Source organism: Microcystis sp. M_QC_C_20170808_M9Col (assembly GCF_007095495.1).
GTDB lineage: Bacteria > Cyanobacteriota > Cyanobacteriia > Cyanobacteriales > Microcystaceae > Microcystis > Microcystis aeruginosa.
In genome coordinates this window covers 1-26520 of the sequence record NZ_SFBZ01000238.1, presented here as the reverse complement: position 1 = coordinate 26520, position 26520 = coordinate 1, and the positions used below count along the sequence as shown (strand labels likewise).

The following is a 26520-nucleotide window of genomic DNA, read 5'->3' as shown; positions in this document are numbered from 1 at the left end:
ACAACGAATGGGGTGGTCGAGGGAATCAACAATAAACTTAAACTAATAAAACGAAGAGGCTATGGCTTTAGAAACTTTCGGAATTTTTGGGTTAGAAGTATGTTATCTTGGCATCTTGTATGTTGATTGAGCATAAAGAGTAACGAAGAGCCAAAAACTCTATGGCATCTTAGCAGCCGTTGATTTATCCCCGGAATTACGGGCAAAAATTCTGCAAGAAGGGATTTATGTGGCTCGGATTCATGACCAAGTATTTGAATTAGATATTCCCGATAATTTTCAACCTCAAACCGATTAAATAACCCTGCCCTAGGAAAAACTTTTTCAGTAAGCTTTATTGTAATTGTCCGCGCAGAGCATAACGATCTTTTTCTAAACCGAAAGCGAAGAGAAAAGAATGGCGTATGGTGGGGTTAGAGAGAGTAAAAAAGAGAAAGAGAGCGATAACAGCTAATCCTGACGATAAACTAAACATAGTTTCGTAGGAAATTGCTAAAACCCCCAGAATTGGACCGGCTAAGGCTGTTCCCACATCAAAACCGCCGATACAGATAGAATAGGCCCGGCCGCGTTCTTGGGGCTCAGAGCGATCGGAGATTAAAGCCAGTAACATAGGGAATAAAATCCCCCCTCCCGCACCTTCGAGGATAGCGGCTAAAATTAAAGCGGAGGAAGATCGGGCAGAAGATAGAACCAACATGGATAAACCATAGCAAAAAACGCTAATAGTGATGAATAAACCCCGTCCATAGCGATCGCTGGCTCCTCCCGACAAAATCCGTCCGATTACCCCCGATAGTGCCGCATAACTGTAGAATAGACCGGCACTGAAAGGGATCTGATTTTCGAGGAGAAACAGGGGTAAAAAAGCGACTAAACCGCCGAATAAAGTACCTACCAGCAGAAAAACTAAGGTGGGGACTAAAAAAGCTCGCTCTTGACATAATGCCCAGAAACTGCGCTCAATTGTCTGATTTTCTGCCTTCATTTCGGCTAATTTTTTCTTGAAGTCTGGTTCTTTAATGCAGAAACCCAAGAGGAAGGCGATCGCTCCCGAAGTGGCGGAAACTAGAAATAAACCGTTATAACCGATCGATTGGTAAAGATAACTGCCTAAAGCTGGACCGATTCCCATGCCTAGGGGTGCAGTTAAGCTCATATAACCAATTATCTCTCCCCGTTGACGAACGGGGGAAAAATCCACCACTAGGGTACTGTAACCGGTGGTAAAAGCGGCGATACTGAGACCATGGTAGGCGCGGACGGCGAATAAAGAGGAAAGATCGCGAAAAAATAGATAACCGAGGGGTGCGGTAGCGGCGACAATAGTTCCAAATAAAACCACTAATTTGCGACTGCGGCGATCAACTAGATTGCCTAACCAACTGCGCGATAAAATTAAACCGATGGCAAAGGCCCCCATGACAAAACCGATATCTTGTTTGCTACCGCCTAGGGAGTCAATATAGGTGGGGAGAGTGGGGAGGAGAGTGGTAATACTTATCCAGAAAAACAGCGCCGTGACGAAGAGGAAGAGTAGTTGACGACGAGTCTCGGCAGTAAGCGATCGAAAAGTTTTGAAAGCGTTCACAACAGCGACCGTCACAGGCAACAAAAAGACCCGGAGATCACGCCAGTCACAAGCATCCTGTATTGCTGCTACCTTCCGGTCCTGACAAGGTTAAGGCGTTGCGATCGCATGAGTCCGAGTCTTTTTCATCATAACATCTTTTTCGGGGATACGGGTATTTTTTTCTGGAGAATCTCCTCTCAATCTAGACTGTGAACAGAAATTTCCTCAACGAGGGGGTTTTTGCAATTGTTGTTGTAGAGAAGTTTCTGGTTCGATCGCCAATCCGCTAAACTGTCGGATTAAGAGTGAAGGACTCTCCCTAGAATCGGCAGCGAGGAAAAATAACCAACGGCTGCCGGGGGTGAGTTGTTCGATGGAATTGAAGTTACTTGTCAACCAAATTACAGGTAAATTAGGCAGATTGGCATTTTTTTGACTAGCTTTTGCCTCTATACCGGCTAAAGTTTCTAAAATGATCCTCTCCCCGTGAATTAAACCCGTTTCACCGGTCCAGAGTTTCACATTTAATTGCCGACGATGGGCATAAAAATAGAGGGAAGCAGCGGCAATAATCGCCCGTTCAAAACTGTCTTCTTGCCAATCACAGAGGGTATCGAGACAGATAATCACTTCCTGTCCTCCCGTTAACACTTCTAATTCCCGAATTTGAAATTCTCCCAAACGGGCGCTAGTTTTCCAGTGAATTAAACGGGTAGAATCACCCTGGCGATATTGTCTCAGGTTACGGGTAAGTCCTTGACTAGCCCTTTGATAATAGCGATTATTTTCTAATTTTTGTTCCATCTCTTGACCGAGGGAATCGATTAGGGGACATTGTTGTAAGGGTAAAATTTGGGGATAAACTAAAGCTTTAGCCGCTGCTTGATGACAACGACGACACCAAAATAAACCGAGAGGGGCTGCTGTTCTTAATTGTACTTCTTGCCAGTGATAAATACCCCGTTTACTGGTGGGTAAATAATAAGTCCAACGATGGCAACTTTTGGAGGCAATCACTTCTATTGGGGTTATTTTTGGCTGATCGAGAACTATAGGCAGGATATCTGTCACTTCTAACAGATTTATCGGCTGATTGCTAGTATTTTCTATCTCTAGGCTAATACTAAGATCGTCTCCCGCACTTACGGGTACAATGGCAAGACGACGCACTTTCAGGGGAAGAAGGGAACGACGGGGTAAAATTATCGATAAAATTAAAACAGCGATCGTCGTGCCACAGATAGCATACAACCATCCCGCCATGGTATTGGTCGCAGCTCCGAAAAAACACAGGGTAATGCCAATGATTACCCCACCACCGTAAGCGGGTAAAATACCGCGATCTTCTAACCAAGTTTTCATCGGGTTTAGTGGTTTTGTCGTCTTTGCTAGAAAGCTAAAAATCAGGCCCACACTTCTAGAATTACCCCAAAAGCCCTGAGAAACTATCACAGAGATCGGACTGATCAGCCAAAAGATTTCTATCCCTTGCCACTATTGTTATTTTTCTTAACAAAACTTAACAATTGATGGCAAAATTTTGCTTGCTTTTGTCGGCAGATTTTGGGATAATATTTTTAAAAGAGTTTATTTATAATGGTAATCTAAGCACTCGAATTTAAACACAAACATCCCATTATAAAACAATCATAACCCAAGCCGCCGCCAAAGTCAAGCGCTCACTCCTAATTATTATTAGATTTCTTGCATAATTAATTTTTGAGAGTTCAAACTCACCGTTCGCTCATTTCTCGAACCGAAAATTTGATAAATTGTCTCAAATACAGTCTAGCAAACGCATTGAGCGTTCTATTCGAATATTTATTAGTACAAAAAACCATTTGGAAGTTAACGAATTGATCAGGGTTTGAGCGAGTCAATTGGCGATCGCATTCTCGGATTTTCTGCTTACCTTATTCGCTAAAAAGCATACAGGATAAAGGTAACAGCAATTTTAAAACCCTTCCCTTAAAAAATTAAGCGAACAATGAGTCGAAGGCTCTGCCTTAAAGTAGTATTCAGGTAGAACCTCAACAAAGCGTTCCCAGGTAGAACTTGGGAACGAGCTAAAAATCAGCCCCACATCTCTATAATTCCCCCAAAAGCCCTGAGAAACTATCAAAGAGATCGGACTGATCTGTTAAGGGAGTTCTCTTCCTTGCCACTCTTAGGATTTTTCTTAACAAAACTTAACAATTGATGGCAAAATTTTGCTTGCTTTTGTCGGCAGATTTTGGGATAATATTTTTAAAAGAGTTTATTCATAATGGTAATCTAAGCGTTTACAGTTAAACACGACCATCCCATTATAAGACAATTATAACCCAAGCCGCCGCCAAAGTCAAGCACTCACTCCTAATTATTTGTCGCCTAAAACTTCTAATTCCGTGGTCGGTGGGGGGTTGAGGATTATTAAAATAACAAAGGTTGAAAACCGTGTTTGCGGGAAGCTGCGCCGATTTGTTCCATTTTAGGGACGGTAATTTGATTGCGTCCCCAGGAAAAATTAGTTTGCCAACCCTCCAACTCCAATAAAATCGCCTCAGCAAAACAGGCAAACATTTGACGAGAGGGAATATCCATATTGACGATTTTCATAATTTTCCAGTCAATATCGAGGGAATGCTCGACAATGCCGCCCTTAATCACCGAAATATCGGGGGCATTTAACACCGTGCCTAAATTTTTCGGATAACCACCATCAATAATAATACAGGGGCGCTTGAGTTTATCTGGATCAATTTCCACCCCTTTAGGCAGACTAGCCACCCAAACAATGATATCAGCCAGAGGTAAAGCCTCCTCTAGGGGGAGAATTTTACCGCGTCCTAACTCCTCTTGCAGAGATTGTAAACGCTCTTGATTGCGTGCCACACATATTAGTTCTTTTGTATCGGTTTTTTCATTTAACCAACGACAAACGGCGCTGCCGATATCTCCGGTTGCCCCACAAACCACGACGGTAGATTGAGCTAAATCGATGCCCATTTTTTCAGCGAGGGTTTCCACCTGAGTGCAGATGACGTAAGCGGTGTGGGTGTTACCGGTGGTAAAACGGACAAAATCTAGCTCGATATTCCGCACCTGTCGATTATCTTTGAGATTAAATTCCTCGAAAATAATTGAAGAAAAACCGCCGAGTGCGGTGATATTGATATCACTTTTTTGAGCGAGTGCCATGGCATTTAGCACCTTACGAATAGCAGACTTTACCCAACGATTCGACAACATCTCTGGTAAAAAACAGGATTCGATATATTTCCCTCTGATGGTTTGCCCCGTGATGCTGGTGACATGAAAATCATCGACAATTTGCGGGGGGGCAGCACACCAAAAATCTAATCCCTGGTTAGCATATTCAGGATAACCTAGATCGTCGGCGACCGATTGGGCGTGTTCTAAACTGGTAAGATGACCTATAAGACCAAACATTGATTGTTCTTTCGTTAGACTAGATGGCACTAGATAAAAAATTAGGATATTGCTAAGAAATCGTTAAGACTCTTAAATATAATACACAAAAGCGCCGCTCTGTGTTGAGCGGCAGCAGGGCGAAAAAAAGAAATCTAGACGCTCAAGCTTTAGACAGCAGTTAATCCGTAGGCAGACATTCGCATGATATCACGGGTGCTGAAACCAATATTGCTTAAAGCTTCCCCGTAGCTAATCATAAAGTCTTCCACGAGGGCCTCTTTTTCCATACCGAGGACGCGAGCATCATCCTCGACTTGATTGAGCATTCTCCAGACAATGGGCAGATTAGCGCGATTTGCGGTTTCTAATTCCTCTTTAGCGGTTTCAAAGTTCGCTTTTAGCCATTCTTCGCCAAAATTGAGATGTAAATATTCGTCTTTAACTACGCCTTCAGTAATTTTACGGGCAAAAGGATCAGCAACAGGAATATAAATATTATAGGCAGCGATCGCAAAAGCTTCGATAATCAAAGATTGGATCAATAAACAGGTAACGATTTTACCTTCTGCGTAGGCAATTTGGAAGTTATCGTGCAGAGAGGCAAAGAATTCTCTGGCATAATCCATATCAGGAGTGATTTTCAAATTTTGGCCGCAAGCTTGAAAACCTTTCATGTGACGGTTTTCCATTTTTGCCAGACGGTGTAACTCTTCTTTGTTATCGGTGAGGATGTCTGCTAATTGAATATAATTGCTATTGGCCTCGTATTCGCCTTCAATAACGATGGCATTAATGCGACTATAGGCTGATTTATAGGTTTCGCTGGTGAAATCAAGCTCTGATGATACAGCAAGCTCTGGCATAAACTCGATTGACTCCTATTTCTGACGAGATTTTTCCGACGTTCTTTCCAGTCTAGGGTAAGCCTTCTAGATGGAGTTATCTTTTTACGAGTCTAGCTCGATCGGTCTTTTTTGTATAGCTTGGCTTGAGAGGCTGACTTGCCAAGTTAGCTATAGCGGTTAACTTTTTCCACTGAAAACAAGTTTAGAGGCAATCCCTTCTCAAGAGACGAGATTGCTGGCTGTTTGCTCAAACCGTGGCTAAAGATTTCCAGCGCTCGGCCTGTTGTAAGATCGCTTTGGCTGCCTGTTTACCCGATAAAGTCGCCCCTTCCATGCTATCAATGTAATCCTGTTGGGTATAACTACCAGCAAGGAAAAAGTTAGCAATAGGAGTCGCTTGCGAGGGACGATAGACATCCATCCCCGGTGCTTCCCGATAGAGACTCTGGGCCAATTTCACCACACTAAACCAAGTCATATTTAACCCCCGCGAGGAGGGAAATAACTTGTGGACTTGCGCTAAAACGTGCTGGGCAATATCTTCATTTTTAGCTTTAATAAAAGGATCCCCAGGGGTTAAAACCAACTGTAATAAAGAACCTTCTCCAGGGCGATAATAATCCCTAGGACTGGTGAGAGCAAGATCTGCAAAACAGGAAAAATCCGCTTGGTGGGTGTACAAAAGATTGTCAATTCCCACCGCTTTTTGCAGTTGTCGGCGTTTTTCGGCATCATTTAATTCCGTCACCCAACCGTCAAAACGCAATTGTACCGTGGCGACGGGGACGGCTTCTAGTCGGAAAATATTGTCAAAAATCGGCATTTTTCGCCAATCTTGGGGAATAAGACGCTGAATACCGGGGACATCACCAGCGCAAACGTAGGCATCTGCGGTGATAGTTTCTGTGGTTTCTCCGTTAGCGACGATCAGGCCATTAACTTGCAGATTTTCGCCCTCTCCAGAATAGAGAATTTCCCGCACCTGACGACGGGTAGAGATTTTGGCGCCCCGGGCTTCCAGATAGTTAATAATCGGTTTATGCAGGTATTCGTGGGGGGAACCTTCCAACATCCGCAGGACGGAAGCTTCGGTTTTAGCGGCGAAAAATTGGAAAATCGTCAGCATACAACGGGCCGAGATATTTTCCGTATCGATAAATCCTAAGGCATAGGCGATCGGATTCCACATTTTTTTTAAACTGCCTTCATTACCGCCATGGCTACGAAACCAATCGGCAAAGCTAATCGAGTCCAGATCCCGAATCGTTTTCATCGCTCCTTGAAAGTCTATCAGACCGCGGACGATGGGACTTGTACCTAAGGCCAGAGAATTAAAGATTTTATCGGCTGCCGAGAGTTGGGAGGAGGTAAAAAAGGCTTTTAAACCGTTAAAAGGCGCACCCGCAGCGAAACGAAAGTCTAATTCGCCGATTTTTCCCCCTTCGTTGATAAAAGTGTGGGTGTGTTCTTTGAGCAGTAGGGATTGAAAAGCGCCCACTTTTTTCATTAACTCAAAAAGATTATAGTAACAGCCAAAAAAGACGTGCAAGCCCATCTCGATGTGATTACCGTCCGCATCTACCCAACTACCGACTTTTCCCCCGACAAAGGGACGAGATTCTAAGATTTCTACTGTACAGCCCGCATCGACCAGATCGATAGCTGTTGCCATTCCCGCTAACCCTGCACCAACGATCACCACTCGCATTTGTCAAGTTCCTGTTACAATTTTTCACTAAATCTTTATTTTACCCCGATCGGTCTGGTGTTTCTTGCGGGCGATTTTTTCAGGGGCGCTTGAGAGCGTGGCAGAATAATTGAGAGTTGCACTAGGGAGAAGTCATTTTGAAGCGATCGCTAGAGGGGAGACAGGGATTAATTATTGTCAGTATTATTTGGATATTGGGGATATTAGTCGATAGATTCTGGTTTAGTCTCGATCATACTATTCCTGCTTGGGATCAGGCCGATTATCTCAACGGTGGGATTATCTATACCCAAGCTTTCCAAAATCCTCGCTGGTTTGACGGGGATTGGTGGCGCAGTTTATGGCTAATGTCGCCGAAAATTCCCCCTTTAACCTATCTTTTAACGATTCCCTTCTTTAATCTCTTTGGTATTAGCCTTGATGCGGGTATGTGGGTAATGGCTATCTATAGCGCCCTACTGCTCTTTTCTGTGTACGGATTGGGAATTATCCTCTTTAATGGGACTGTGGCTTTATGGGCGGTCTTAATCTGTCAATTTCTACCCGGTTTATACTATTATCGCCTCGAGTATCTCTTAGATTTTCCCTTAGCGGCAATTGTAACGTTTTCTTACTTATGCTTGACATGGTGGCGATTTAGTGGACAAGGCTGGCCAAAAGCGATCGCTTTCGGTATTTCTTTCGGTTTAGGGATGTTAGTCAAACAAACCACCCTATTTTTCCTCTTTTTACCGATTTTGTGGGTATTGGGCGAAAATCTCCGGCGAAAACGTTGGGGTAATCTAGCGCAATTAATGCTGAGTTTTTTGACGGCAGCATTGTTAATGTTTCCCTGGTATCGGACGAATTGGTTATTAATGTTAACCGCGGGCAAACGTGCCACGGTAGATTCGGCGATTTTGGAGGGAGATCCGCCCCTTACCAGTCCAGATGCCTGGACATTTTACGCCCAAGTTTTACCCTATTTTCTTTCTTGGGTATTGTTATTAGTTCCTGTGGTGGGATTATTAATCTCCTTACGTCATAGAAAAACCGAAGATAAGGTTAATCGTCCTGTGTGGATTTGGTTAGGAGTTTTTCTGCTGGGGGGATACCTATTATCATCCCTAAATATCAATAAAGATGCTCGTTATATTTTGCCGCTTTTACCGACTTTATCCTTAATTTTATCCGTTGGTTTATTATCTTGGCGTGGTCGTTTTGCCCCTGGTATCCGTTGGGGAACGATAACTATTGCCGCTATCCTCACCAGCTTAAATTTATTTCCCTTGGGGGGAGATATAATTACTAACGTTTTCAGTCCCAAATTACAACACCATCCCTATTTAAAAACTGGTTGGCAGCACGAAGAAGTAGTTAAAGAGATTCTAGCCGATTCTCCCTATCTTCGCAGCACCCTAGGGGTTTTACCTTCCACCCCCGAATTAAATCAACATACTCTCTCTTTCTACGGTGGTAAACATAATTCCCAGGTTGCCGGCAGACAGGTGGGAGTTCGGGAAGAAGATATCGAAAAGGATGTCAATTCTTTAGATTGGTTTTTAACTAAAACTGGTGAACAGGGTTCCGTCCCCGATGTCCAGAAAAAAATTGTTAATCGAGTCGCCACCGGTCCAGATTTCCAAGTGGAGAAAACTTGGCAGCTACCGGATGATAGTACCCTATCCCTACACCGTAAAATAGACCCCTCCGTCACGGTTAAACCCCTTGAAACTGCGCCAAAACGGGTGGAATTAAGAGAGATTGCTATTGCCGAAAAAGCTTCTCCTAATCAACCCATTCCCGTGGTTTATAAATGGGCCGGAGACTGGCAACAATTAAAGTCAGGAATAGTAATTTTAACTTGGCAAGAAGTGGACGGTAAGGATTATTGGATGCACGATCACGGTATTGCTATGGGGGGATTAATGGCAGAAAAATTAACTCCAGAAGAGCAACAAAATGGTTTTGAAGTCACTGAAAAAACCGCCATGCAGTCGGCAGCAACCCCCGGAGTTTATCGCTTATCTGCTGTCTATCTCAATCGGGAAACTGGCGAAACCTATCCAATTAAAACTAATGCTCAAATTACCATCGATCCTCAAGTCTCCAAGTTAGCAACGCCCCAATTAGATTTAGTGACCCAATTGCGCTTAAAGTCTGCTAATATTGGTCAAGGATTAACGGGTATTGAGCCAATTTTTGAGTTAACTAATCGTATCAATCAATACGATTCAATTCAGGATTATGTGCTGCAAGCAGACAAGGCTTTTTCCTATCGTTTACAGCAACAAAATCCCCCCGATAAATTATCTTTAGCCTACGGATTAGCAATTTCTAAGGTACTACAACAGGATGTAGCAGGGGCAATAAAAGCCACGGAGGAAATGATTAAAATTGACCCCCATAATCCCTATCATTATGCTTATCAAGGTTTTATTTATCTCTACGATTGGCAACCGCAAGCAGCCCAAAAAGTCTTAGATAAAGCTAGACAATTAAATCCCGATAGTGAGGAAATTAAGACTTTAAATGCAGTGGCTGCCCTGATGGGGGGAAATCTCGTTAAAGCTTGGCAATTATGGCAGTCAAATTAAAATAGAGTGAGAAGTGGGGTGTGGGGTGTGGGGTGTGGGGTGTAGGGTGTAGGGTGTGGGGAGTTTTCTCGGTGAACTGATAACTGATAACTGATAACTGATAACTGATAACTGACTTCTAACCCAATGTTGGACAAAGATAAGTAAAAATTATTAGTTTATTGCAAAAACTTGAGAATATTTAAATTAACATTCCGCAATATTTATAAATTCTTAAAAATTAATTGAGAAAGATTTTTATTTAACAACGATGTTATGATAGTTACAGCGATTTTACTGAATTTCATAATGGGTTATTCTGTGCTTTTTTGGGCAGCAATGGTTGAAACCCTTGCCACACCTAGAAGGTGATCCTAATTAAAACGGGTAAATTAGTCAATTTCACCCACAACGATGATCTTTTTTTTATGTAGTTTTATTGCAAAAAAAAAGTTTTTTTGACAAAAAGCACAAAGTATGATAAGAACCCAAGGTATTTCTGGTTGCGAGTAATTATTGTAGAGAAGGGAGAGGGGTGTGGGGTGTGGGGTGTGGGGTGTGGGGAGTTTTCTCAGTGAACTGATAACTGATAACTGAATACTGACTCCTGACTCCTGACCCCAGTAACAAACTTTTTCAGCAAACCCTATTTAATTTAACAACTCCCGGGGATCGGTGACTTCCCCTTTAATCGCTGCCGCTACCACCATCGCCGGACTCATCAACAAAGTGCGACCGGAAGCGGAACCTTGACGACCTTTAAAGTTACGATTGGAGGAGGAAGCGCTGATCTGATCTCCCTGCAATTTATCGGGATTCATGGCTAAACACATGGAACAGCCAGCCTCGCGCCATTCAAAGCCTGATGCTAGGAAAATTTGGTCTAATCCTTCCGCTTCCGCCTGTTTTTTGACTCTTTCGGAACCGGGGACGATAAAAGCTTTCACATGGGGGGCAACACGATGACCTTGGGCAAATTTGGCCGCTTCGCGCAGATCACTGATCCGGCCGTTAGTACAGCTACCGACGAAGCAGACATCGATTTTTGTGCCTTTAATCGGGGCGCCGGGGGTGAGTTTCATGTATTGATAGGCTTCCTCTGCGAGCGCTCTTTCACTTGCCGGTAAACTATCGGGAGTGGGAATGACTTCGTTAACCCCGATTACTTGGCCCGGAGTAATCCCCCAAGTAACTGTGGGTTCGATTTCACCGGCATCGAAGACCACCACATCGTCATAAACCGCATCGGCATCGCTTTTAATGCTTTCCCACCAATTAACCGCACTTTCCCAGTCTTTAGGCGCAAAATCAAGACCTTTGAGGTAATCGTAGGTGATCTGATCGGGGTTGATATAACCACATCGGGCCCCACCTTCGATCGCCATGTTACAAATCGTCATTCTTTCTTCCATGGACATCCGTTCGATTGTACTACCAGCATACTCGTAGGCGTAACCAACACCGCCTTTTACGCCCAATTGACGGATAATATGGAGAATTACATCTTTAGCATAGACTCCAGGGTTTAAATCGCCGTTTACCTCCACTCGACGCACTTTTAATTTCGATAGGGATAGGGTTTGGGTAGCAAGAACATCGCGTACTTGGGAAGTGCCGATGCCAAAAGCGATCGCCCCAAAAGCGCCGTGGGTGGAGGTGTGGGAGTCACCACAGGCGATCGTCATCCCGGGTTGGGTTAGACCCCGTTCGGGAGCGATCACATGAACTATGCCCTGATTGCCGGAACCGATGCCGTAGAAAGGAATATGATTGGTTTGAACATTAGTTTCGATCGCTCGGATCATTTCCTCGGCCAAATCGTCAAGGAAAGGACGTGCTTGATTTTCGGTGGGGACGATGTGATCGACGGTGGCAATAGTCCGTCCCGGAAATAATACTTTTAAACCCCTTTCTCTCAGCATCGAAAAAGCTTGGGGACTGGTGACTTCATGGACTAGATGCAGTCCGATAAATAATTGTGTCTGTCCACTGGGAAGAATCTTAACCGTGTGTGCGTCCCAGACTTTATCGAATAATGTTCTTGCGCTCATTGACTTTGGAATGATAGTCATCTCCCTAATCATATCAGCTAACTCCAGCCGATAAATATTAATTTTTTCTTTTCTCTTGGTTAGTAGGTATAATAGGTAAATAGCTCTGTTTTTGCCAGATTAAAACCATCAGTTTTTGATTGAAATCAACGACTTTCGCTAATAACTATTTGAGTAATTCCTTCTGCTCCTTACCCTCCGTTTCCTATAATCTTTCAAGAGGATTTAGTATAAAATTCTCTTGATTTTACCCCAGAAGCCATAGCAATAAAAAATTTATTCTTTTCTTGTCACCGCTAAATTATGCTTGCTAACTCTCCTGTTCAGATAAATTTCTCCGAGAACAATTAATCCTAGAATCAGAGGTAAACTCAGCCATGCGCCTAGGTTTCCTAAGTAGTTAATACTAATAGCAATCAGGAGAGTTACCCCCATATAAATAATTGCTACTTGTGGATGAGACAAGCCAGATTTTTGTAATCTTTGATAAAGGTGACTGCGGTGAGCTTGGAAGATATTTTCCTTTCTTAATAATCGACAAATCAGGGTATAAATAGCATCACCAATTAGAGGTAAAGTGATAGTTAAAGCTGACCAAGCCTGACTTTGATTGCCCTGGTTATTAAGTAAAACCATAGCGATAATTGCCCCTAAACTGGTGCTACCCACATCACCCATAAAAATTTTCGCTGGCGACCAATTCCAGAGGAGAAAACCACCTAAAGCTGCCACTAAAAGCCATAAAATTGGTTGCTGAAAATAGAGAGCGAGAAATCCTAATTGTACCGCCGTACAGCCAGCCACCAAGCCATCGAGACCATCCATAAAATTATAAAAATTAATCATTGCGGTCAGTCCGATAATTGTGACAATAATAGCCAAAATTTTGCCGCCAAAACCCAAATCTGATAGCCACGATTGGGGAAAAGCACCGAAAAAAGTGACCGCAACACTAGCGGAGGATAACTGCACTAAATAGCGAATACTAGAGGGAATACCGCGACGATCATCGAGAAGGCCGATAATAATTAAAGGAGTCAGGGATAACCACAGGGGAATAAGAGGTAGGGAAGGAGGAAGGAGAAAATAACTGAGGCAGCCAGTCAGAGCAAAAGCGACGACAAAACCGAGTCCACCTCCTCTAGGTGTGGGTTGACTATGGCTGCTACGCTCATTGGGAATATCTAACAATTGTTGGCTAAAACGTTGTTTAATCAGGGCAACCACCAGAAAACTAACCAGAAAACTGATAACTGACAGTAGGGATAATAACATAGGGATTTTCGCACTCAGATTAATTATCGATCCTACGTTGTTCGGTGACAAAAAGTGCCGATATTGCCATCGTGGTTTTAGTCAGTGTCAGCATCCCACTTCCAAAGCTAAGGCACTCCGGCGTTTGGGGGATATGAGTAGAAATTTTAGGTTTAACCTACTCTCGATCGCTTTTTACCTGACTGATGCGACGAACGTTTAAAATATCGCTCATCAGCTTAATTTGAGTAACACAGCGTTCAAATTGTTGCAGGTCTTTTACTTCAATTTTCAGGGAAATTAAAGCGGGTTTACCGAAATTAGTCTTAACTCCGGCATTGCGAACGTTAATATTTTGGTCACTTAAACGAGAGAGAATATCTTTTAAAACCCCGACGCGATCAATCACTTCAATCTGAATATTTACCGGATAAGTTTGATAACGTCCCTGGTCATCTATAGGGTTCCAACTAACAGGAATTAAGCGTTCAGCTTCGGCTTTTTCCACATTCGAGCAGCCCTGACGGTGAATAACAATGCCTTCCCCCGCATGGGCAACTATACCGGTAATATTCTCTCCGGGTAAAGGACAACAACAACCGGCCAAACGATAGACTAATCCCTCCACACCGCCGATCGGTGATTTACTAACGGGTAAAGCCCTTTGAACGGGAGAAGGTGGTAGAATCAATTGGGAATCAGTCAGGACATCGGGCGGATTTTTGACCGTTAAAATTTCCTGTTGATTTTTAACTGTTTCTTGCAGACGATTAACCACATTTTTTAGGGTAACTTCGCCGTAACCCAAAGCCGCCAATAAATCATCTGCTGCCACATAATTGCACTGTTTGGCCACCGATTGCATTCGTTCCGATTTCAGCAGGGCATCGAAGCCAGTTTTACCCAATTCTTTCTCTAATAAATCACGACCTCGGCTAATATTTTCTTCTCGGCGCGATTTTTTGTACCATTGCCGGATGCGATTTCTGGCGCTAGGAGTAACGACAAAATTTAACCAATCCAAACTAGGGTGACTATGCTTGCTGGTGAGAATTTCCACCAGATCACCATTTTGCAAGGGAGCATCAAGAACTGACCATTTACCATTAATTCTTGCCCCTTTCATCTGATTACCTACTTCGCTATGAATATGATAGGCAAAATCTACCGGTGTCGCGCCTTGGGCGAGGGCCACCACATCACCTTTGGGGGTAAAAACATAGATATCTTCTTCAAAGAAATTATTTTTGAGGCCATCCATGTATTCTTGACCATCTTTAAGGTCTTTTTGCCAGTCGAGCAGATTACGCAGCCAAGCGAATTTTTCATCCGCAGCGGTTAAAGTTGTTTGACTAGAACCGGTTTCTTTATACTTCCAATGGGCTGCAATCCCGTATTCAGCAACATGGTGCATTTCTAGGGTGCGAATCTGCACTTCTAGGGGACGGGCATTTAAACCAACAACGGTGGTATGGAGGGATTGATAACGGTTAGCTTTTGGTAAACCGATATAGTCTTTAAAACGGTTAGGAATCGGGGTAAATTGGTCGTGAACTATGGCTAAACAACGATAACATTCCTCTTTGGTTTCGACGATAATGCGGACGGCGGCAATATCATAAATCTGCTCGAATTCTTTGCCCTGATTGTGCATTTTATGATAGATGCCGTAGAGATGTTTGGGGCGACCTTGTAAATCAAGAACTTTTATGCCAATTTCTTGCAATTTTTCCCGCAATGTGTTAATAACAGTTTCGATGCGGGCCTCTCGATCGATGCGTTTTTCCGATACCAATAACTGGACTTGACGATAAGCATCGGGTTCGAGGTATTTAAAGCATAAATCCTCTAATTCCCATTTAAATCGCCCAATCCCTAAACGGTTAGCCAGAGGAGCAAAGATTTCTCTAGTTTCGAGGGCGATGCGTTGCTGCTGTTGCGGGGTGAGGTGTTCGAGGGTTTGCATATTGTGCAGGCGATCGGCTAATTTTACCACGATGACGCGGATATCTTGAGCCATCGCCAGGAACATTCGGCGAAAATTCTCCGCTTGCCGTTCAGTTTTACTAGAAAAGTTGAATTTGGAGAGTTTTGTCACCGCTTCCACCAAATTACGTACTTCGACACCGAATCTAGCCTCGATTTCTTCGGGGGTGACTTCCGTATCTTCCACCACATCGTGAAGGAATCCCGCCGCGATCATTGCCCCATCACCCCCCAGATCCCGCAGTAATCCCGCTACAGCTATAGGATGGGCGATATAGGGTTCCCCGGATTTGCGATACTGGCCCTCGTGGAGTTTGTGGGCGAAATTAAAGGCCCTAGAGATTAAATCGATATCGGGATTCTGGGGGTCGTTTTCGTAGGTAATTAGGCATTCTTTCAGCCAATCGGGTAAAACTAACGCTTTTTTCGGTTCCGTGGCCCGGGGAAGGGCGGTGAGGGTTTCCGGTTGGATGGCAGTGATGGCGTTCATGGTTAGATCGGGGGGATAATAGGGGGGGAGGAGACGGATAACTAGAAAATTATTAGGCCGAAGCGATGCCAGATTGCTTAACTCTCTAACACTGGAATCGGATCGCTCGGCGAAAAGGGCGGGATTCTTTTAAGTTTTTGTCTCTGGTCAGGAGGGGGGAGGACTTGCAACCGTGACGACAAATCGCTAATCTTATGTAACAAATTCTAACGCGCTTTGTATTGGATGCTACCGACAAATTACCATCAAGCCTACAAATCTTTGTTAAGAAAACTGGAGGATTTCAGTCTTGCCCTTCTGGATGGGGATGCTTCCACGGGGTTACAATCTTTTCAAGCTTTACAAACCTGTCTAGAAGGGGAGATATTGTCACTAAATGATGACAATTTCAGCCCAGAGGTGGCTAATCGTTGGCGCGCGCTCCAGACGGAACTATATCGATCGTGGCGATTGCTGGAGACGGACTGGTTATTTTTGGCCTCGGCGCGGCAAGGACGGGAGAAACGTTTACAGATAATTAGCGATCGAGTGGCGACTTTAAAGGGGTATTGTCAGGTTTTGTTAGGGTCAGTTGTCGATTAGTGATTAAATGCTCGATCGCCGTTTGTGTGGCATACTTGACCCTAAGTCCTAACTTTTATCGTTACCGATCGCGTCATGTTGGAAATTAAAGACCTAAAAATTGCCTACCCGACAGAATTAAGTTCTCCCTCTTGGGCGATCGATGGGGTATCTTTTAGTATAGGCAAAGGGGAAACTCTGGGATTAGTGGGTGAATCTGGTTGTGGAAAATCGACCATCGGTAAGGCTATTTTAAGGTTATTACCCAATCGCACTCACGTGGAAGGTGAGATTACCTTTGAAGGGCGATCGCTTTTATCTTTATCTAGCAAACAGTTAGAAAAGTTTCGCGGGGAAGCGGTGGCATTAGTCTTTCAAGATCCGATGACGCGACTGGATCCGCTGATGACTATTGGCGATCATTGTGTGGAAACTTTGCAAGCTCATCGGGGAAATTTAACCTATCGTCAAGCTAAAAGTCAAGCTTGTACTGTCCTAGAAAAAGTGAAAATTCCCGCTAATCGTTGGTCCCAATATCCTCACGAATTTAGCGGGGGAATGCGGCAAAGAGTAGCCATTGCTTTAGCTTTATTATTAAACCCTAAGTTAATTATTGCCGATGAACCCACCACCAGTTTAGATGTGACGGTTTCGGCGGAAATTCTGCGGGAATTAAAGCGTTTATGTAGCGAGGAACAGATGGGATTATTGTTAATTTCCCATGATTTAGCGATGGTGGGAGAATATTGCGATCAATTAGCGGTGATGAAGGGGGGCAAAATTGTCGAATCGGGATTGGTAAAAACAGTTTTTAAAGCGCCTCAACATCCCTACACTCGTTCTCTTTTGGCGGCCGCTTTACACCTACAGGTACGGGAGGAAAAATCAACGGCAATTCAAGGCAAGGAAACGGTGTTAAAGGTGGATAATTTAAAACAGTATTATACCCTAGAAGGTAACTTTTTAGATAGCTTTTTAAAGAAAGACAAGAAATTTATTAAAGCGGTGGATGAAGTCAATTTTGAACTGTATCGAGGGGAAATCTTCGGTTTAGTTGGGGAGTCGGGGTGTGGGAAAAGTACCCTATCGCGAACCCTATTACAGTTAATTAAACCCACCGGGGGAAAAGTGGAATTTTTAGGAGAAGACTTAACCCCTTTATCGGGGGAAAAAATGCGTCCAAAACGGCGCTTAATGCAGATGATTTTTCAGGATCCCCTCGCTTGTCTCAATCCTTTAATGACGGTGGGAGAAAGTATCGCCGATCCGCTTTTTATCCATCAAAAAGTTAATCTAGAAACGGCTAAAAAACAGGTTTTGGAAATGTTAGATCGAGTCGGTTTAACACCAACAGAGGAGTTTTATCGACGCTATCCTAGGGAGTTATCGGGAGGACAACAGCAAAGGGTAGCCATTGCTCGCGCTTTAATTACTCGTCCGGAATTAGTTATTTGTGATGAACCGGTTAGTATGCTCGATGCTAGTGTCCAGACACAGGTTTTAGAGTTAATGTTAGAGTTACAAAAGTTATTTAATCTAACTTATTTATTTATAACTCATGATCTTTGGTTAGCGAGATTCCTCTGCGATCGAATTGCGGTGATGACTGCGGGTAAAATTGTTGAAATGGGTGACACTGAACAGATTTTTAGCCATCCCCAACACCCCTACACTCAAAAATTAATCGCCGCAGCCCCGAGAATTTATCCCAACAGCAACTAAAATCGCTCTAGGGGCTTATAATTGTTATTGTCTAGATATAGTTAGGAAAGACAAAATGGCAAGACAACTTCAGATAACTCTCCCTGAAGATACCATGCAACTTCTCTATCGATGGTTGGCGAGTAGTGATTATCCTGAAAAAGAATATAATAATTTAATTAATGAAGCGATTAAATTATAAGTAGGGAGGCACAATTATTTGTAGGATGGGTTAGCGGTAGCGTAACCCATGCGGGCGTTGGGTTTCATGCTTCAACCCAACCTACGTTCATCTTATATTTAATTCCACCCATCTACTTATATTATGGAACCACAGAGAAACTACCTCAAGCAACAAAACAATTAAAGGAAGGAGCTATTGTTAGAGCAGAAAGAGATTTGAATTTAGCACAAGATTGGTTTTCTCTAGAGGAAGAATTATGGTAATAATGATTATTTTTAAAGTCAAAAAACTGCTCAAAAAATTTGTCTTTAGTCTCCAAGAGGAAGGATGGAAACCAGCACTCAAAAAGACGAAACGAAAAATTATTAAAATTCTCACAGGAAAGAGTTCCTCTGAATTTGAAGAACAGGTGATCGAGAGTGCTAAATTAGCTGAACCGCGACCCCTAGAAATTGCCAGTAGTGATGATCCTTTAGTCTCGATTATTATTCCTGTTTATAACCAATTTGCCTACACCTTTAACTGTCTGGAATCCTTGAGTGTTAACCTAAGTTCTGATTTAGCTTATGAAATAATCATTGTTAATGATGCTTCCAGCGATGAAACCTTAGAACAATTAGCAACTTTAGTTAAAGGAATTAAAGTATTAACTAATACAGAAAACTCTGGTTTTATCCGTTCCTGTAATTATGGGGCTAGTCAAGCAAAAGGTCAATACCTATATTTTCTCAATAACGACACTCGTATTCTGGAAAATTGTCTAGAAAGTTTAGTGAAATTAATTATCAATAATCCCCAAGTTGGTGCGGTGGGTTCTAAGTTAATTTATGCTAATGGTAAACAACAAGAAGCGGGGGGAATTATCTGGAATTCTGCCGATGGTTGGAATTATGGACGCTTAGATAGTCCCGAGGAACCGGAATATAATTATGTCCGTCCCGTGGACTATTGTTCGGGAGCAAGTTTATTAGTTCCTACAGATTTATTTAAGCAATTAGGTGGTTTTTGTCAAGACTTTATCCCCGCATATTACGAAGATACAGACTTATGTTTTGCCCTCCGAGAATTGGGTTATCAAGTCCTTTATCAACCCCAATCTAACGTCATTCACTACGAAGGAATCACCTCGGGAACAGACCTTTCTAGTGGGATCAAACAATATCAAGTTATTAATCAAACTAAGTTTCGAGAAAAATGGTCAAAGGTATTAACTAAACACCTAGATAACGATGCTAATAATGTACCCAAAGCTGCCCGACGTTTACAAGGAAAACCGACAATTTTAGTCATCGATTCCTACGTTCCACTATACGATCGAGAATCCGGCTGTGTGCGTTTATTAAATATTCTTAAGCTACTGCTCAATTTAGGCTATTCAGTCATTTTCTTTCCCGATAATGGCTATCCTGAACAACCCTATACTTCTGTACTGCAGCAGCTAGGAATTGAGGTTATTTATGGCACACCGCAAAGATATAATCTAGAAGAAAAATTAATCAAATATTTACCTCTGATAGATGGAGTTTGGTTGTGTCGTCCCGAATTGTGCGATAAATATATGGATTTAATTCGCTTAAAAACAAAAGTGCCAATTATTTATGATACAATTGACCTACATTTTCTACGTTTAAAACGACAAAAAGACTATCTCGATCCCAGTTATCAAAATACTAGCTGGAGTTGGCAAACCTATCAGAAATTAGAGTTAAACTATGCTAATCAAGCGGAAGCAACCGTAGTAGTAACCGAAGACGAAAAGCAGGTATTATCCTCTTTAGGAGTGAAAAATGTTTGGGTAATCCCCAATATCCATGAAGAAATTTCCCTGTCAGAAAAAGTTGCCTTTGACCAGCGAGCCGGTTTAGTATTTATTGGTAGCTACAATCACCCTCCTAATATTGATGCCGTTAAGTGGTTATGTTTAGAAATTATGCCCTTAGTTTGGGCATCCCGTCCCGATATTACCGTTAATTTATTGGGAAGTAACCTCAAGGATGAAGTGAAAGAATTAGCCAATGATCAAGTGATTGTTACCGGTTATGTTCCCGAAGTGGAACCCTATTTCCAAAAGAGTCGGATTTTTGTCGCACCCCTGCGATTTGGTGCGGGAATGAAGGGTAAAATAGGTCAAAGTCTTTCCCTAGGATTACCGACTATTACCACAAAAATTGGTGCCGAAGGTATGGGATTAATTGACCACCAAGATGTTTTAATTGCCGATACTGCCGAGGAATTTGCCCAAGCGGTAATCGAACTCTATGATAATATGGAATTGTGGCAAAAACTCGCTGATAATTCCCTAGAAACTATTAAGAGATACCAACCCGCTACCGTGCAAACTAACCTACAAACTTTGTTATCAAATCTAGGAATTGTTGCCAAGAATAGTTAACAAGAAAAAAGCTCATTTCTCCCACAGGTCTATTCTATGTCACCGCAACCAAATAAACTCTAGAATCCGCAATTTTGCAGAATTAAAAACCTATTGAGAGACATTACTGATTTGATAAACGCCAACTGTTTCTAGAAGTAATTCCTGACTATAATGCCATAGGTTGCCTCGAAAAAGTTGACAAGACAATCTTAAAAACTTGGCAATTAATGCCCGTTTATTTCTGACTAACGACTGAATTATCATTTTTCCCTTTCCCCTTTTTCCTTGAAAAAATATGCCAACTTATCCTGATATCTCCAGTCAAGCTTTTAAACATCCCCTAGATCAGCAAGCTGAACAGGCCTTAAGATCAGTTCCGGGGTTTGACTTATTAGCGAAAAGTTTTTCCGAATATCTCTATGAACGTCCCCAGCAAATTTTATTAATGGGCAATGATCTAAAAGTCAGCCCGCGTCAATACGCCACTTTATACGGCATCTATCGCCAATGTCTGCGGGATTTAGATATGTCCCCAGAACCGAATCTTTATGTCAGTCAAAACCCTTCAGCGAATGCCTATTCTTTAGGTTCGGAACATCCCTACATTGTCTTTAATACTGCCCTTTTAGACCTCTTAGATGAAGAAGAAATTAGGGTAATTCTTGCCCACGAATTAGGTCATTTAAAATGCGATCATAGTATTTTAATTCAAATGTCTTTTTGGGTGATGGGGGCGGCTAATTTCCTTGGGGGCATCACCTTAGGACTAGGAAAAGCCATTACTACCGGTCTAGTTTATGCCTTTTATGAATGGCGCAGAAAAGCCGAATTATCAGCAGATCGAGCCGCTTTATTAGTTAGCGATGATTTAAATTTAGTCCTGAGAACTTTAATGAAATGTGCAGGAGGAAGTCAAAAATACCTGCATGAATGCAACTTAGAAGAATTTATTCGCCAAGGGGAAGCCTACCGACAATTAGACCAAGATAACTTAAACCAGATTTATAAATTTCTTATTTATAATGGCGGTAATGGTTCCTTTTTAACCCATCCTTTTTCCGTGGAAAGAGTGCATTATCTACAGGAATGGTTTAACTCGGAATCCTATCGTCAAATTCGCCGGGGAAACTATGCCAAAACAGGGTTTAAAAGCTCAATTAATGTTGATGCTCATGATAGCGAAAGCGAAAGATTGAGGCGACAAATAGCAGAACTACAAGCAGAAATTGAACGGGCAAAAAGACAAAGAAACCACGAATAATCTATACGAAGGCAGAAGGCAGAGGGCAAAAGGCAAAAGGCAAAGGGCAGGAGGCAAAAGGCAGCTTTGTTCTCCCCACACCCCACACCCCACACCCTTTACTGATCACTGAAAATTCTCTTGTCTGTGTTTTGCCGATTTGGTGAGTACAATAGAGGTATCGGGGATCGAGAATAGCAATTCTCCCTACGATTGTCCATACACACTTACCCCCACTCTCTTTTTTTTTGTTCTACTGCCCATGCTCCAAGATACCCAATCCATTCGTTACTATCAAAGACTAACCGATGACATGGTGGATCTTTGGCACCGTGGCTCGCGTTTTGATGAGATCCGGCTATATGTAGAAGGCTATTTAGCCTGTTTACGCGATTCTAATTCCATAGAACCCTATCTAATTCATCGTCTCGAAGAAGAAGTTTTTCGCTTTCTGCGAGATCCTTCCAATTTTGAATATCTCTCCCCCCAAACCCAAACCCAAACTGAAGCAGATTATGGCTATTATTAACCCCATCTCGGGTTAAGGGAATTTGGCCATCATTCCGCCCAAAAAATCGGATTGACTCGCGAGAATCGCCCCGGGATTAGACCTCTTGCATCGGGCAGAATTGAGGAGTTAGGAGTCGGGAGACAGGGCGATTTTTACCAGCGCTCTACCGAGCTTGACAGGAACGAGATTCGGTCATCTGTAGAACAATAGTATCGATCGCTTTCACCAGAGCCTGTCCGGAAACCCGTTGATTATTAACGATAATGCTAAATAACATCGGTTCTTGGTTGGGGTGTTCTAGATAACCCGATAGGGCCCGCACACCGGTAAGAGTGCCGGTTTTAGCGTAAACTGTGCCAGTGGCGGCCGTCTGACGCATTCGGTTTCTCAGGGTGCCACTAATTCCCGCTACCGGTAAGGAAGCATAGAAAGTGTCTCGATTAGGAGAATAATACATCACCCGCAAAATCTCCACGATCGAGCGGGGAGTAGCGGTATTATGGCGGGATAATCCCGAACCATCGGCTAGACGAAAACCACTGGGATTGATGCCCAATTGTGCCAAAATGGCAGTAACATTTTTAGCACCGCCGATAAAGCGAAAAAGAGTTTCAGCGTAGAAATTATTACTTCTCTGATTAGTGATATTAACCCAATCGCGCAGGGATTTCTTCTGAATCGTCGTTTCCGGGTTCATCACTTGTAAAGCGGCAGCCGTGGTAAATAACTTTGTATTAGAAGCGGGGATAAAATAGCGATCAGCGTTATGACTATAAATAACTGTTTGGCGATCGATAGATTCGATTAATATACCCCACTGATTGGGAGCTTGACTAATAACTTTATCGATATTTGCCCCGATCGATTGAGTACAGGTATTATTGGTGTTATTGTTTTCTGGCGGGGGAACGTATAATTCTATGGATTCGTTCGACGAGGAAGGAGCGGGATAAACAGACAGATTAACTTGAGCGATGCTAGGATAGGCCAAAGCGATAGTGGCTACACTGGCCACTGTCAGGGAATTAAGGCAATTGAGGAGTTGTTTCATGCTGTGTTTGTGTAAGAGTCTGGTTTCCGTAAGCGTTCGCCCTATTGTACCAGTTGCCGCTCAAGTGTCAAAGTTACCTTTCTAACAGATTTTAGCGGCTAATTCACACCCATGCCAGAGAAGAAAGCTGGCAATAGCCCAGAACTACACTGATACCTATTCTCAAGACCAGTTGGGATTTTTCTGGGTTCCAAAATCGTGCTATTTTGATAGCCGTGACATTACTGCTGACAATTTGGGGATAATAAAAGCAAAGTGTCGGAAAAGGGATGTCAGATTCATGTATTCTGTCTCAGATGATTCCAAAACAATGACGAATACCAGCCGTCAAACTGTGCTAGAGACGTTAAACTTACAAAAAACTTATCGGACGGGATTCTGGTTAGATAAAAAAATCGAATCCTTGAAAAACTGTACTTTAATTGTCCATGAGGGCGAAACTTTTGGATTATTAGGCCCGAACGGGGCCGGCAAAACCACACTCTTAAAAACCCTTTTGGGGATTGTCCGACCCACTTCCGGACGGGCCTTGATTCTCGGTCAGCCAATTGGCGATCGCTCGGTCAGGCAACGCATCGGCTATCTTCCCGAAAATGCCTACTACTACGACTATCTCACCGGCTGGGAATTCCTACAATTAATCGCCAGCATTTTTCAAATTCCCTCTTTTGTGCAAAAAAAACGCATTCCTGAATTATTGGATCTAGTGGGATTAGAGCGCAAAACCGCCCAGAAAAAGCAATTGCGTCAATATTCTAAGGGGATGATGCAACGGATCGGTATAGCTCAAGCATTAATCAATGATCCAGAATTAGTCTTTCTCGATGAACCGATGTCGGGACTAGACCCTATCGGTCGCTATCAGGTGCGGGAAATTATTCAATCCCTCAAACAACGGGGGAAAACCATCTTTTTTAACTCTCATATTCTCTCCGATGTGGAACAAATTTGCGATCGCATTGCCCTGTTGGCCCGGGGAGAATTACTCTGTGTTGGTTCCCTCGAGCAAATTCTCGGTCGTGCTGATGTCTATCAGGTGATTGTTCAAGGTGGTAGGGAGGATCAACTACAGCAATGGCTCCTCGGTTTGCATTGGCGCGATCATTGTTGGCACGGACAATTACAGGGAGAACCCGCTGCTTTTCTGGCTGCCCTGCCTAGTATCGATGCTCGCTTGATTAGTCTGAATTTAGCTCGTGCTTCCCTAGAAGAATTTTTTATCGACCAATTACGTCAGCGCGGTATTACCTCTAGTCAATAAGCACTCTCAGAGCAAATCCGTTGAGTATAGGCTACTTATGAGGACAGGCAAAAGGAAAAAGAGGGAATAGATAATCAGTTTTTAATAACTGGATTTAGTATTAATCTACAAGGGAAGTTGCCAAAAAGGAGACAATTGTGCGACGGGGAAGACATAAAATTTTTATCGGCATGGCCCCGGGGGTCGGGAAAACCTATAAGATGCTGGAGGAGGGGCATAGCCTGAGAAAGCAGGGAACCGACGTGGTGATCGGACTGCTCGAAACCCACGGCAGGAAAGAGACCGCCGCAAAAGCCGAAGGATTGGAAATCGTACCGAGAAAAATCCTAGAGAAAGAGGGATTCACTCTCTCGGAAATGGATACAGAAGCGATTATCGCCCGCTCGCCGCAGCTGTGTCTGATCGATGAATTAGCCCACACGAACGCGCCTGGTTCGGAGCGAGAGAAACGCTTTCAGGACGTGGAGATAATTTTATCTCAGGGAATCGATGTTTACTCTACAGTGAATATCCAGCATATCGAGAGTTTAAACGATCTGGTCGCCCGAATCACCGGGGTGGTGGTTCGGGAGAGAATACCCGATCGAATTTTGGAGGAAGCTGATGAAGTGATTGTGGTAGATGTTACCGCCGAAACCCTAGAGGAAAGATTATTAGCGGGAAAAATCTACGCTCCCGAAAAGATCGAACAATCTTTAAATAATTTCTTTCAACGGCGTAATTTAATCGCCCTCCGGGAACTCGCCCTGCGGGAAGTGGCCGATACAGTGGAAGAAGAAGCGAGTAATTCCACAAAATTTATCGGTCAATCCTGTCCCGTTCACGAACGGGTATTAGTCTGTATTTCCACCTATCCCAACTCTTTACGATTATTACGTCGGGGAGCGCGGATAGCGGGGTATATGAACGCGGAATTTTTCGTGATTTTCGTCGATAAACCCGAGCGCTTTCTCACGAAAGAGGAGGCTTTACATATCGAAACCTGCGAACGTTTATGTCGGGAATTCGAGGGGAAATTCTTACGAGTTAAAAGCTATCAGGTGGCGGCAGCGATCGCTGAAGTGGCCGAACGGGAACGGATCACCCAGATTGTGATCGGGGAGAGCCTTCAATCGCGCTGGAAGAATTTCATCAAAGGTTCTTTCACCCAAAAACTCATGCGTCTGATCTGGCAGAAAAATATCGATCTTCACATCATCGCCACCGAACCAAAAGTACCGATTAAAAACGCGCGGGCCAAGGGGGTGAAAAGATAACCATCTTTCTCCCACTTCCCCACTCCCACTTCCCCACTTCCCCACTTCCCCACTTCCCCACTTCCCCTCTCAAATCAGCAACGCCCTCTGGGATGATATTCTAGGAGTTAATCTTTAATGCAAATCCGTTGTCACTTAAGGGAGTTAACTCATGCAGGTAAATAATCTCGGCTTTATCGCTAGTATTCTATTCGTCCTAGTCCCCACGGTTTTCCTCTTGATTCTGTTTATCCAAACCAGAGAGGAAACCGAGGGTTAAATTCCTTCCCTATCCCTATTTTTCCTAAAAACCCCGGTGATTTCTTGAAGTCATGCGGGGTTTTTTCGCTTCAATTAGGGGAAAATGCTAGTTTCGTCACCTGATCCTAAATCGCCAAAAGTTAAAGTATTTAGGGTTGGCTGAATAAATGTGAAATGTAGGTAAGGTAAGGGTTTTGTGGCTTTTCTCGCCAAACAGGTGCAAGATTTTGAGAGAATCGTGCTTCCAAACCTTGCGTTTTCATCG

21 protein-coding genes, 1 other RNA gene and 1 pseudogene are annotated in these 26520 nt (G+C 43.2%); 12 read left to right on the top strand and 11 right to left on the bottom strand.

The genetic code is table 11. From position 1 onward, the window contains the following. Positions 1-126 (top strand): transposase (locus EWV68_RS13920; RefSeq protein WP_287170151.1); only part of this gene is annotated, 126 nt, incomplete at its 5' end. A gap of 19 nt (positions 127-145) precedes the next feature. Further along, positions 146-298 (top strand): annotated as a pseudogene (locus tag EWV68_RS13915) (DUF3782 domain-containing protein); the annotation flags it as partial. 36 nt (positions 299-334) lie between these two features. Here the strand turns inward: EWV68_RS13915 and EWV68_RS13910 are convergent. From EWV68_RS13910 to zds, 6 genes are all read right to left on the bottom strand, one after another. After that, a complete protein-coding gene (locus EWV68_RS13910; RefSeq protein ID WP_287170149.1) occupies positions 335-1606 on the bottom strand; it encodes an MFS transporter in 1272 nt (423 codons plus the stop codon). 9 nt (positions 1607-1615) lie between these two features. Then, positions 1616-1712, bottom strand: an RNA gene (gene ffs, locus EWV68_RS13905) — signal recognition particle sRNA small type. 86 nt (positions 1713-1798) lie between these two features. Next, entirely contained in the window at positions 1799-2935 is a 1137-nt protein-coding gene (locus EWV68_RS13900; protein WP_061430837.1) for a DUF58 domain-containing protein, read from the bottom strand. A 1050-nt stretch (positions 2936-3985) separates the two neighbouring features. Continuing rightward, positions 3986-5005: a long-chain acyl-[acyl-carrier-protein] reductase gene (locus EWV68_RS13895; protein ID WP_287170148.1), complete on the bottom strand. Its 1020-nt coding sequence runs from the start codon at positions 5003-5005 to the stop codon at positions 3986-3988. 149 nt (positions 5006-5154) lie between these two features. After that, a complete protein-coding gene (locus EWV68_RS13890) occupies positions 5155-5850 on the bottom strand; it encodes an aldehyde oxygenase (deformylating) (RefSeq protein ID WP_061430838.1) in 696 nt (231 codons plus the stop codon). A 229-nt stretch (positions 5851-6079) separates the two neighbouring features. Next, positions 6080-7540, bottom strand: a complete 1461-nt coding sequence (gene zds, locus EWV68_RS13885) for a 9,9'-di-cis-zeta-carotene desaturase (RefSeq protein ID WP_287170147.1) — start codon at positions 7538-7540, stop codon at positions 6080-6082. Positions 7541-7677: 137 nt separating this feature from the next. Between zds and EWV68_RS13880 the strand changes: the two genes are divergently transcribed. Continuing rightward, on the top strand, positions 7678-10116 hold the full coding sequence (locus EWV68_RS13880; protein WP_287170146.1) for a glycosyltransferase family 39 protein: 2439 nt from the start codon (positions 7678-7680) through the stop codon (positions 10114-10116). Between the two features lie 629 nt (positions 10117-10745). Here the strand turns inward: EWV68_RS13880 and leuC are convergent. The 3 genes from leuC to EWV68_RS13865 form a co-directional block, all read right to left on the bottom strand. After that, on the bottom strand, positions 10746-12146 hold the full coding sequence (leuC, locus tag EWV68_RS13875; protein ID WP_287170145.1) for a 3-isopropylmalate dehydratase large subunit: 1401 nt from the start codon (positions 12144-12146) through the stop codon (positions 10746-10748). A gap of 276 nt (positions 12147-12422) precedes the next feature. Continuing rightward, on the bottom strand, positions 12423-13421 hold the full coding sequence (locus EWV68_RS13870; protein WP_061430841.1) for an MraY family glycosyltransferase: 999 nt from the start codon (positions 13419-13421) through the stop codon (positions 12423-12425). Between the two features lie 157 nt (positions 13422-13578). After that, complete coding sequence (locus EWV68_RS13865; RefSeq protein WP_061430842.1) at positions 13579-15876, bottom strand: RelA/SpoT family protein; 2298 nt, start codon at positions 15874-15876, stop codon at positions 13579-13581. Positions 15877-16101: 225 nt separating this feature from the next. On the opposite strand from EWV68_RS13865, the gene patD reads away from it, so the two are divergent. From patD to EWV68_RS13845, 4 genes are all read left to right on the top strand, one after another. Further along, positions 16102-16458, top strand: a complete 357-nt coding sequence (gene patD, locus EWV68_RS13860) for a heterocyst frequency control protein PatD (protein ID WP_061430843.1) — start codon at positions 16102-16104, stop codon at positions 16456-16458. A gap of 75 nt (positions 16459-16533) precedes the next feature. Continuing rightward, positions 16534-18159, top strand: a complete 1626-nt coding sequence (locus EWV68_RS13855; RefSeq protein ID WP_287170144.1) for a dipeptide ABC transporter ATP-binding protein — start codon at positions 16534-16536, stop codon at positions 18157-18159. A 55-nt stretch (positions 18160-18214) separates the two neighbouring features. Then, a complete protein-coding gene (locus tag EWV68_RS13850; protein ID WP_287170143.1) occupies positions 18215-18340 on the top strand; it encodes a hypothetical protein in 126 nt (41 codons plus the stop codon). A 238-nt stretch (positions 18341-18578) separates the two neighbouring features. Beyond that, a complete protein-coding gene (locus EWV68_RS13845) occupies positions 18579-20714 on the top strand; it encodes a glycosyltransferase (protein WP_287170140.1) in 2136 nt (711 codons plus the stop codon). A gap of 90 nt (positions 20715-20804) precedes the next feature. On the opposite strand, the gene EWV68_RS13840 is transcribed toward EWV68_RS13845, so the two are convergent. Then, positions 20805-20960 carry a hypothetical protein gene (locus EWV68_RS13840; protein ID WP_012267676.1) on the bottom strand — a complete coding sequence of 52 codons (156 nt, stop codon included), beginning with the start codon at positions 20958-20960 and terminating at the stop codon, positions 20805-20807. Between the two features lie 31 nt (positions 20961-20991). Between EWV68_RS13840 and EWV68_RS13835 the strand changes: the two genes are divergently transcribed. Both EWV68_RS13835 and EWV68_RS13830 read left to right on the top strand, forming a co-directional pair. Then, the gene (locus tag EWV68_RS13835) at positions 20992-21957 is read left to right on the top strand and encodes a M48 family metallopeptidase (protein ID WP_287170139.1); all 966 of its coding nucleotides are present in this window, start codon (positions 20992-20994) and stop codon (positions 21955-21957) included. A 241-nt stretch (positions 21958-22198) separates the two neighbouring features. Further along, entirely contained in the window at positions 22199-22465 is a 267-nt protein-coding gene (locus EWV68_RS13830; protein ID WP_061431072.1) for a DUF6761 family protein, read from the top strand. Positions 22466-22610: 145 nt separating this feature from the next. Here EWV68_RS13830 and dacB read toward each other — a convergent pair whose 3' ends face one another. Further along, complete coding sequence (gene dacB, locus EWV68_RS13825; RefSeq protein ID WP_287170138.1) at positions 22611-23498, bottom strand: D-alanyl-D-alanine carboxypeptidase/D-alanyl-D-alanine endopeptidase; 888 nt, start codon at positions 23496-23498, stop codon at positions 22611-22613. A gap of 280 nt (positions 23499-23778) precedes the next feature. Between dacB and EWV68_RS13820 the strand changes: the two genes are divergently transcribed. The 3 genes from EWV68_RS13820 (at position 23779) to psbM (ending at position 26274) form a co-directional block, all read left to right on the top strand. Next, positions 23779-24759 (top strand): ABC transporter ATP-binding protein, encoded by a 981-nt coding sequence (locus EWV68_RS13820; protein ID WP_287170136.1) that lies wholly within the window; start codon positions 23779-23781, stop codon positions 24757-24759. 137 nt (positions 24760-24896) lie between these two features. After that, entirely contained in the window at positions 24897-26015 is a 1119-nt protein-coding gene (locus EWV68_RS13815; protein ID WP_287170135.1) for a universal stress protein, read from the top strand. Positions 26016-26166: 151 nt separating this feature from the next. Further along, complete coding sequence (psbM, locus tag EWV68_RS13810) at positions 26167-26274, top strand: photosystem II reaction center protein PsbM (RefSeq protein ID WP_002745897.1); 108 nt, start codon at positions 26167-26169, stop codon at positions 26272-26274. The last annotated feature ends 246 nt before the right edge of the window (positions 26275-26520 follow it).

Coding starts and splice junctions, on each gene's coding strand:
- EWV68_RS13820 (WP_287170136.1), top strand. CDS start 23,779: ATGTATTCTGTCTCAGATGATTCCAAAACAATGACGAATACCAGCCGT.
- zds (WP_287170147.1), bottom strand. CDS start 7,540: ATGCGAGTGGTGATCGTTGGTGCAGGGTTAGCGGGAATGGCAACAGCT.
- EWV68_RS13835 (WP_287170139.1), top strand. CDS start 20,992: ATGCCAACTTATCCTGATATCTCCAGTCAAGCTTTTAAACATCCCCTA.
- EWV68_RS13865 (WP_061430842.1), bottom strand. CDS start 15,876: ATGAACGCCATCACTGCCATCCAACCGGAAACCCTCACCGCCCTTCCC.
- EWV68_RS13900 (WP_061430837.1), bottom strand. CDS start 2,935: ATGAAAACTTGGTTAGAAGATCGCGGTATTTTACCCGCTTACGGTGGT.
- psbM (WP_002745897.1), top strand. CDS start 26,167: ATGCAGGTAAATAATCTCGGCTTTATCGCTAGTATTCTATTCGTCCTA.
- dacB (WP_287170138.1), bottom strand. CDS start 23,498: ATGAAACAACTCCTCAATTGCCTTAATTCCCTGACAGTGGCCAGTGTA.
- EWV68_RS13895 (WP_287170148.1), bottom strand. CDS start 5,005: ATGTTTGGTCTTATAGGTCATCTTACCAGTTTAGAACACGCCCAATCG.
- EWV68_RS13870 (WP_061430841.1), bottom strand. CDS start 13,421: ATGTTATTATCCCTACTGTCAGTTATCAGTTTTCTGGTTAGTTTTCTG.
- leuC (WP_287170145.1), bottom strand. CDS start 12,146: ATGAGCGCAAGAACATTATTCGATAAAGTCTGGGACGCACACACGGTT.
- EWV68_RS13890 (WP_061430838.1), bottom strand. CDS start 5,850: ATGCCAGAGCTTGCTGTATCATCAGAGCTTGATTTCACCAGCGAAACC.
- EWV68_RS13845 (WP_287170140.1), top strand. CDS start 18,579: ATGGTAATAATGATTATTTTTAAAGTCAAAAAACTGCTCAAAAAATTT.
- EWV68_RS13855 (WP_287170144.1), top strand. CDS start 16,534: ATGTTGGAAATTAAAGACCTAAAAATTGCCTACCCGACAGAATTAAGT.
- EWV68_RS13840 (WP_012267676.1), bottom strand. CDS start 20,960: ATGATAATTCAGTCGTTAGTCAGAAATAAACGGGCATTAATTGCCAAG.
- EWV68_RS13830 (WP_061431072.1), top strand. CDS start 22,199: ATGCTCCAAGATACCCAATCCATTCGTTACTATCAAAGACTAACCGAT.
- EWV68_RS13850 (WP_287170143.1), top strand. CDS start 18,215: ATGGCAAGACAACTTCAGATAACTCTCCCTGAAGATACCATGCAACTT.
- patD (WP_061430843.1), top strand. CDS start 16,102: ATGCTACCGACAAATTACCATCAAGCCTACAAATCTTTGTTAAGAAAA.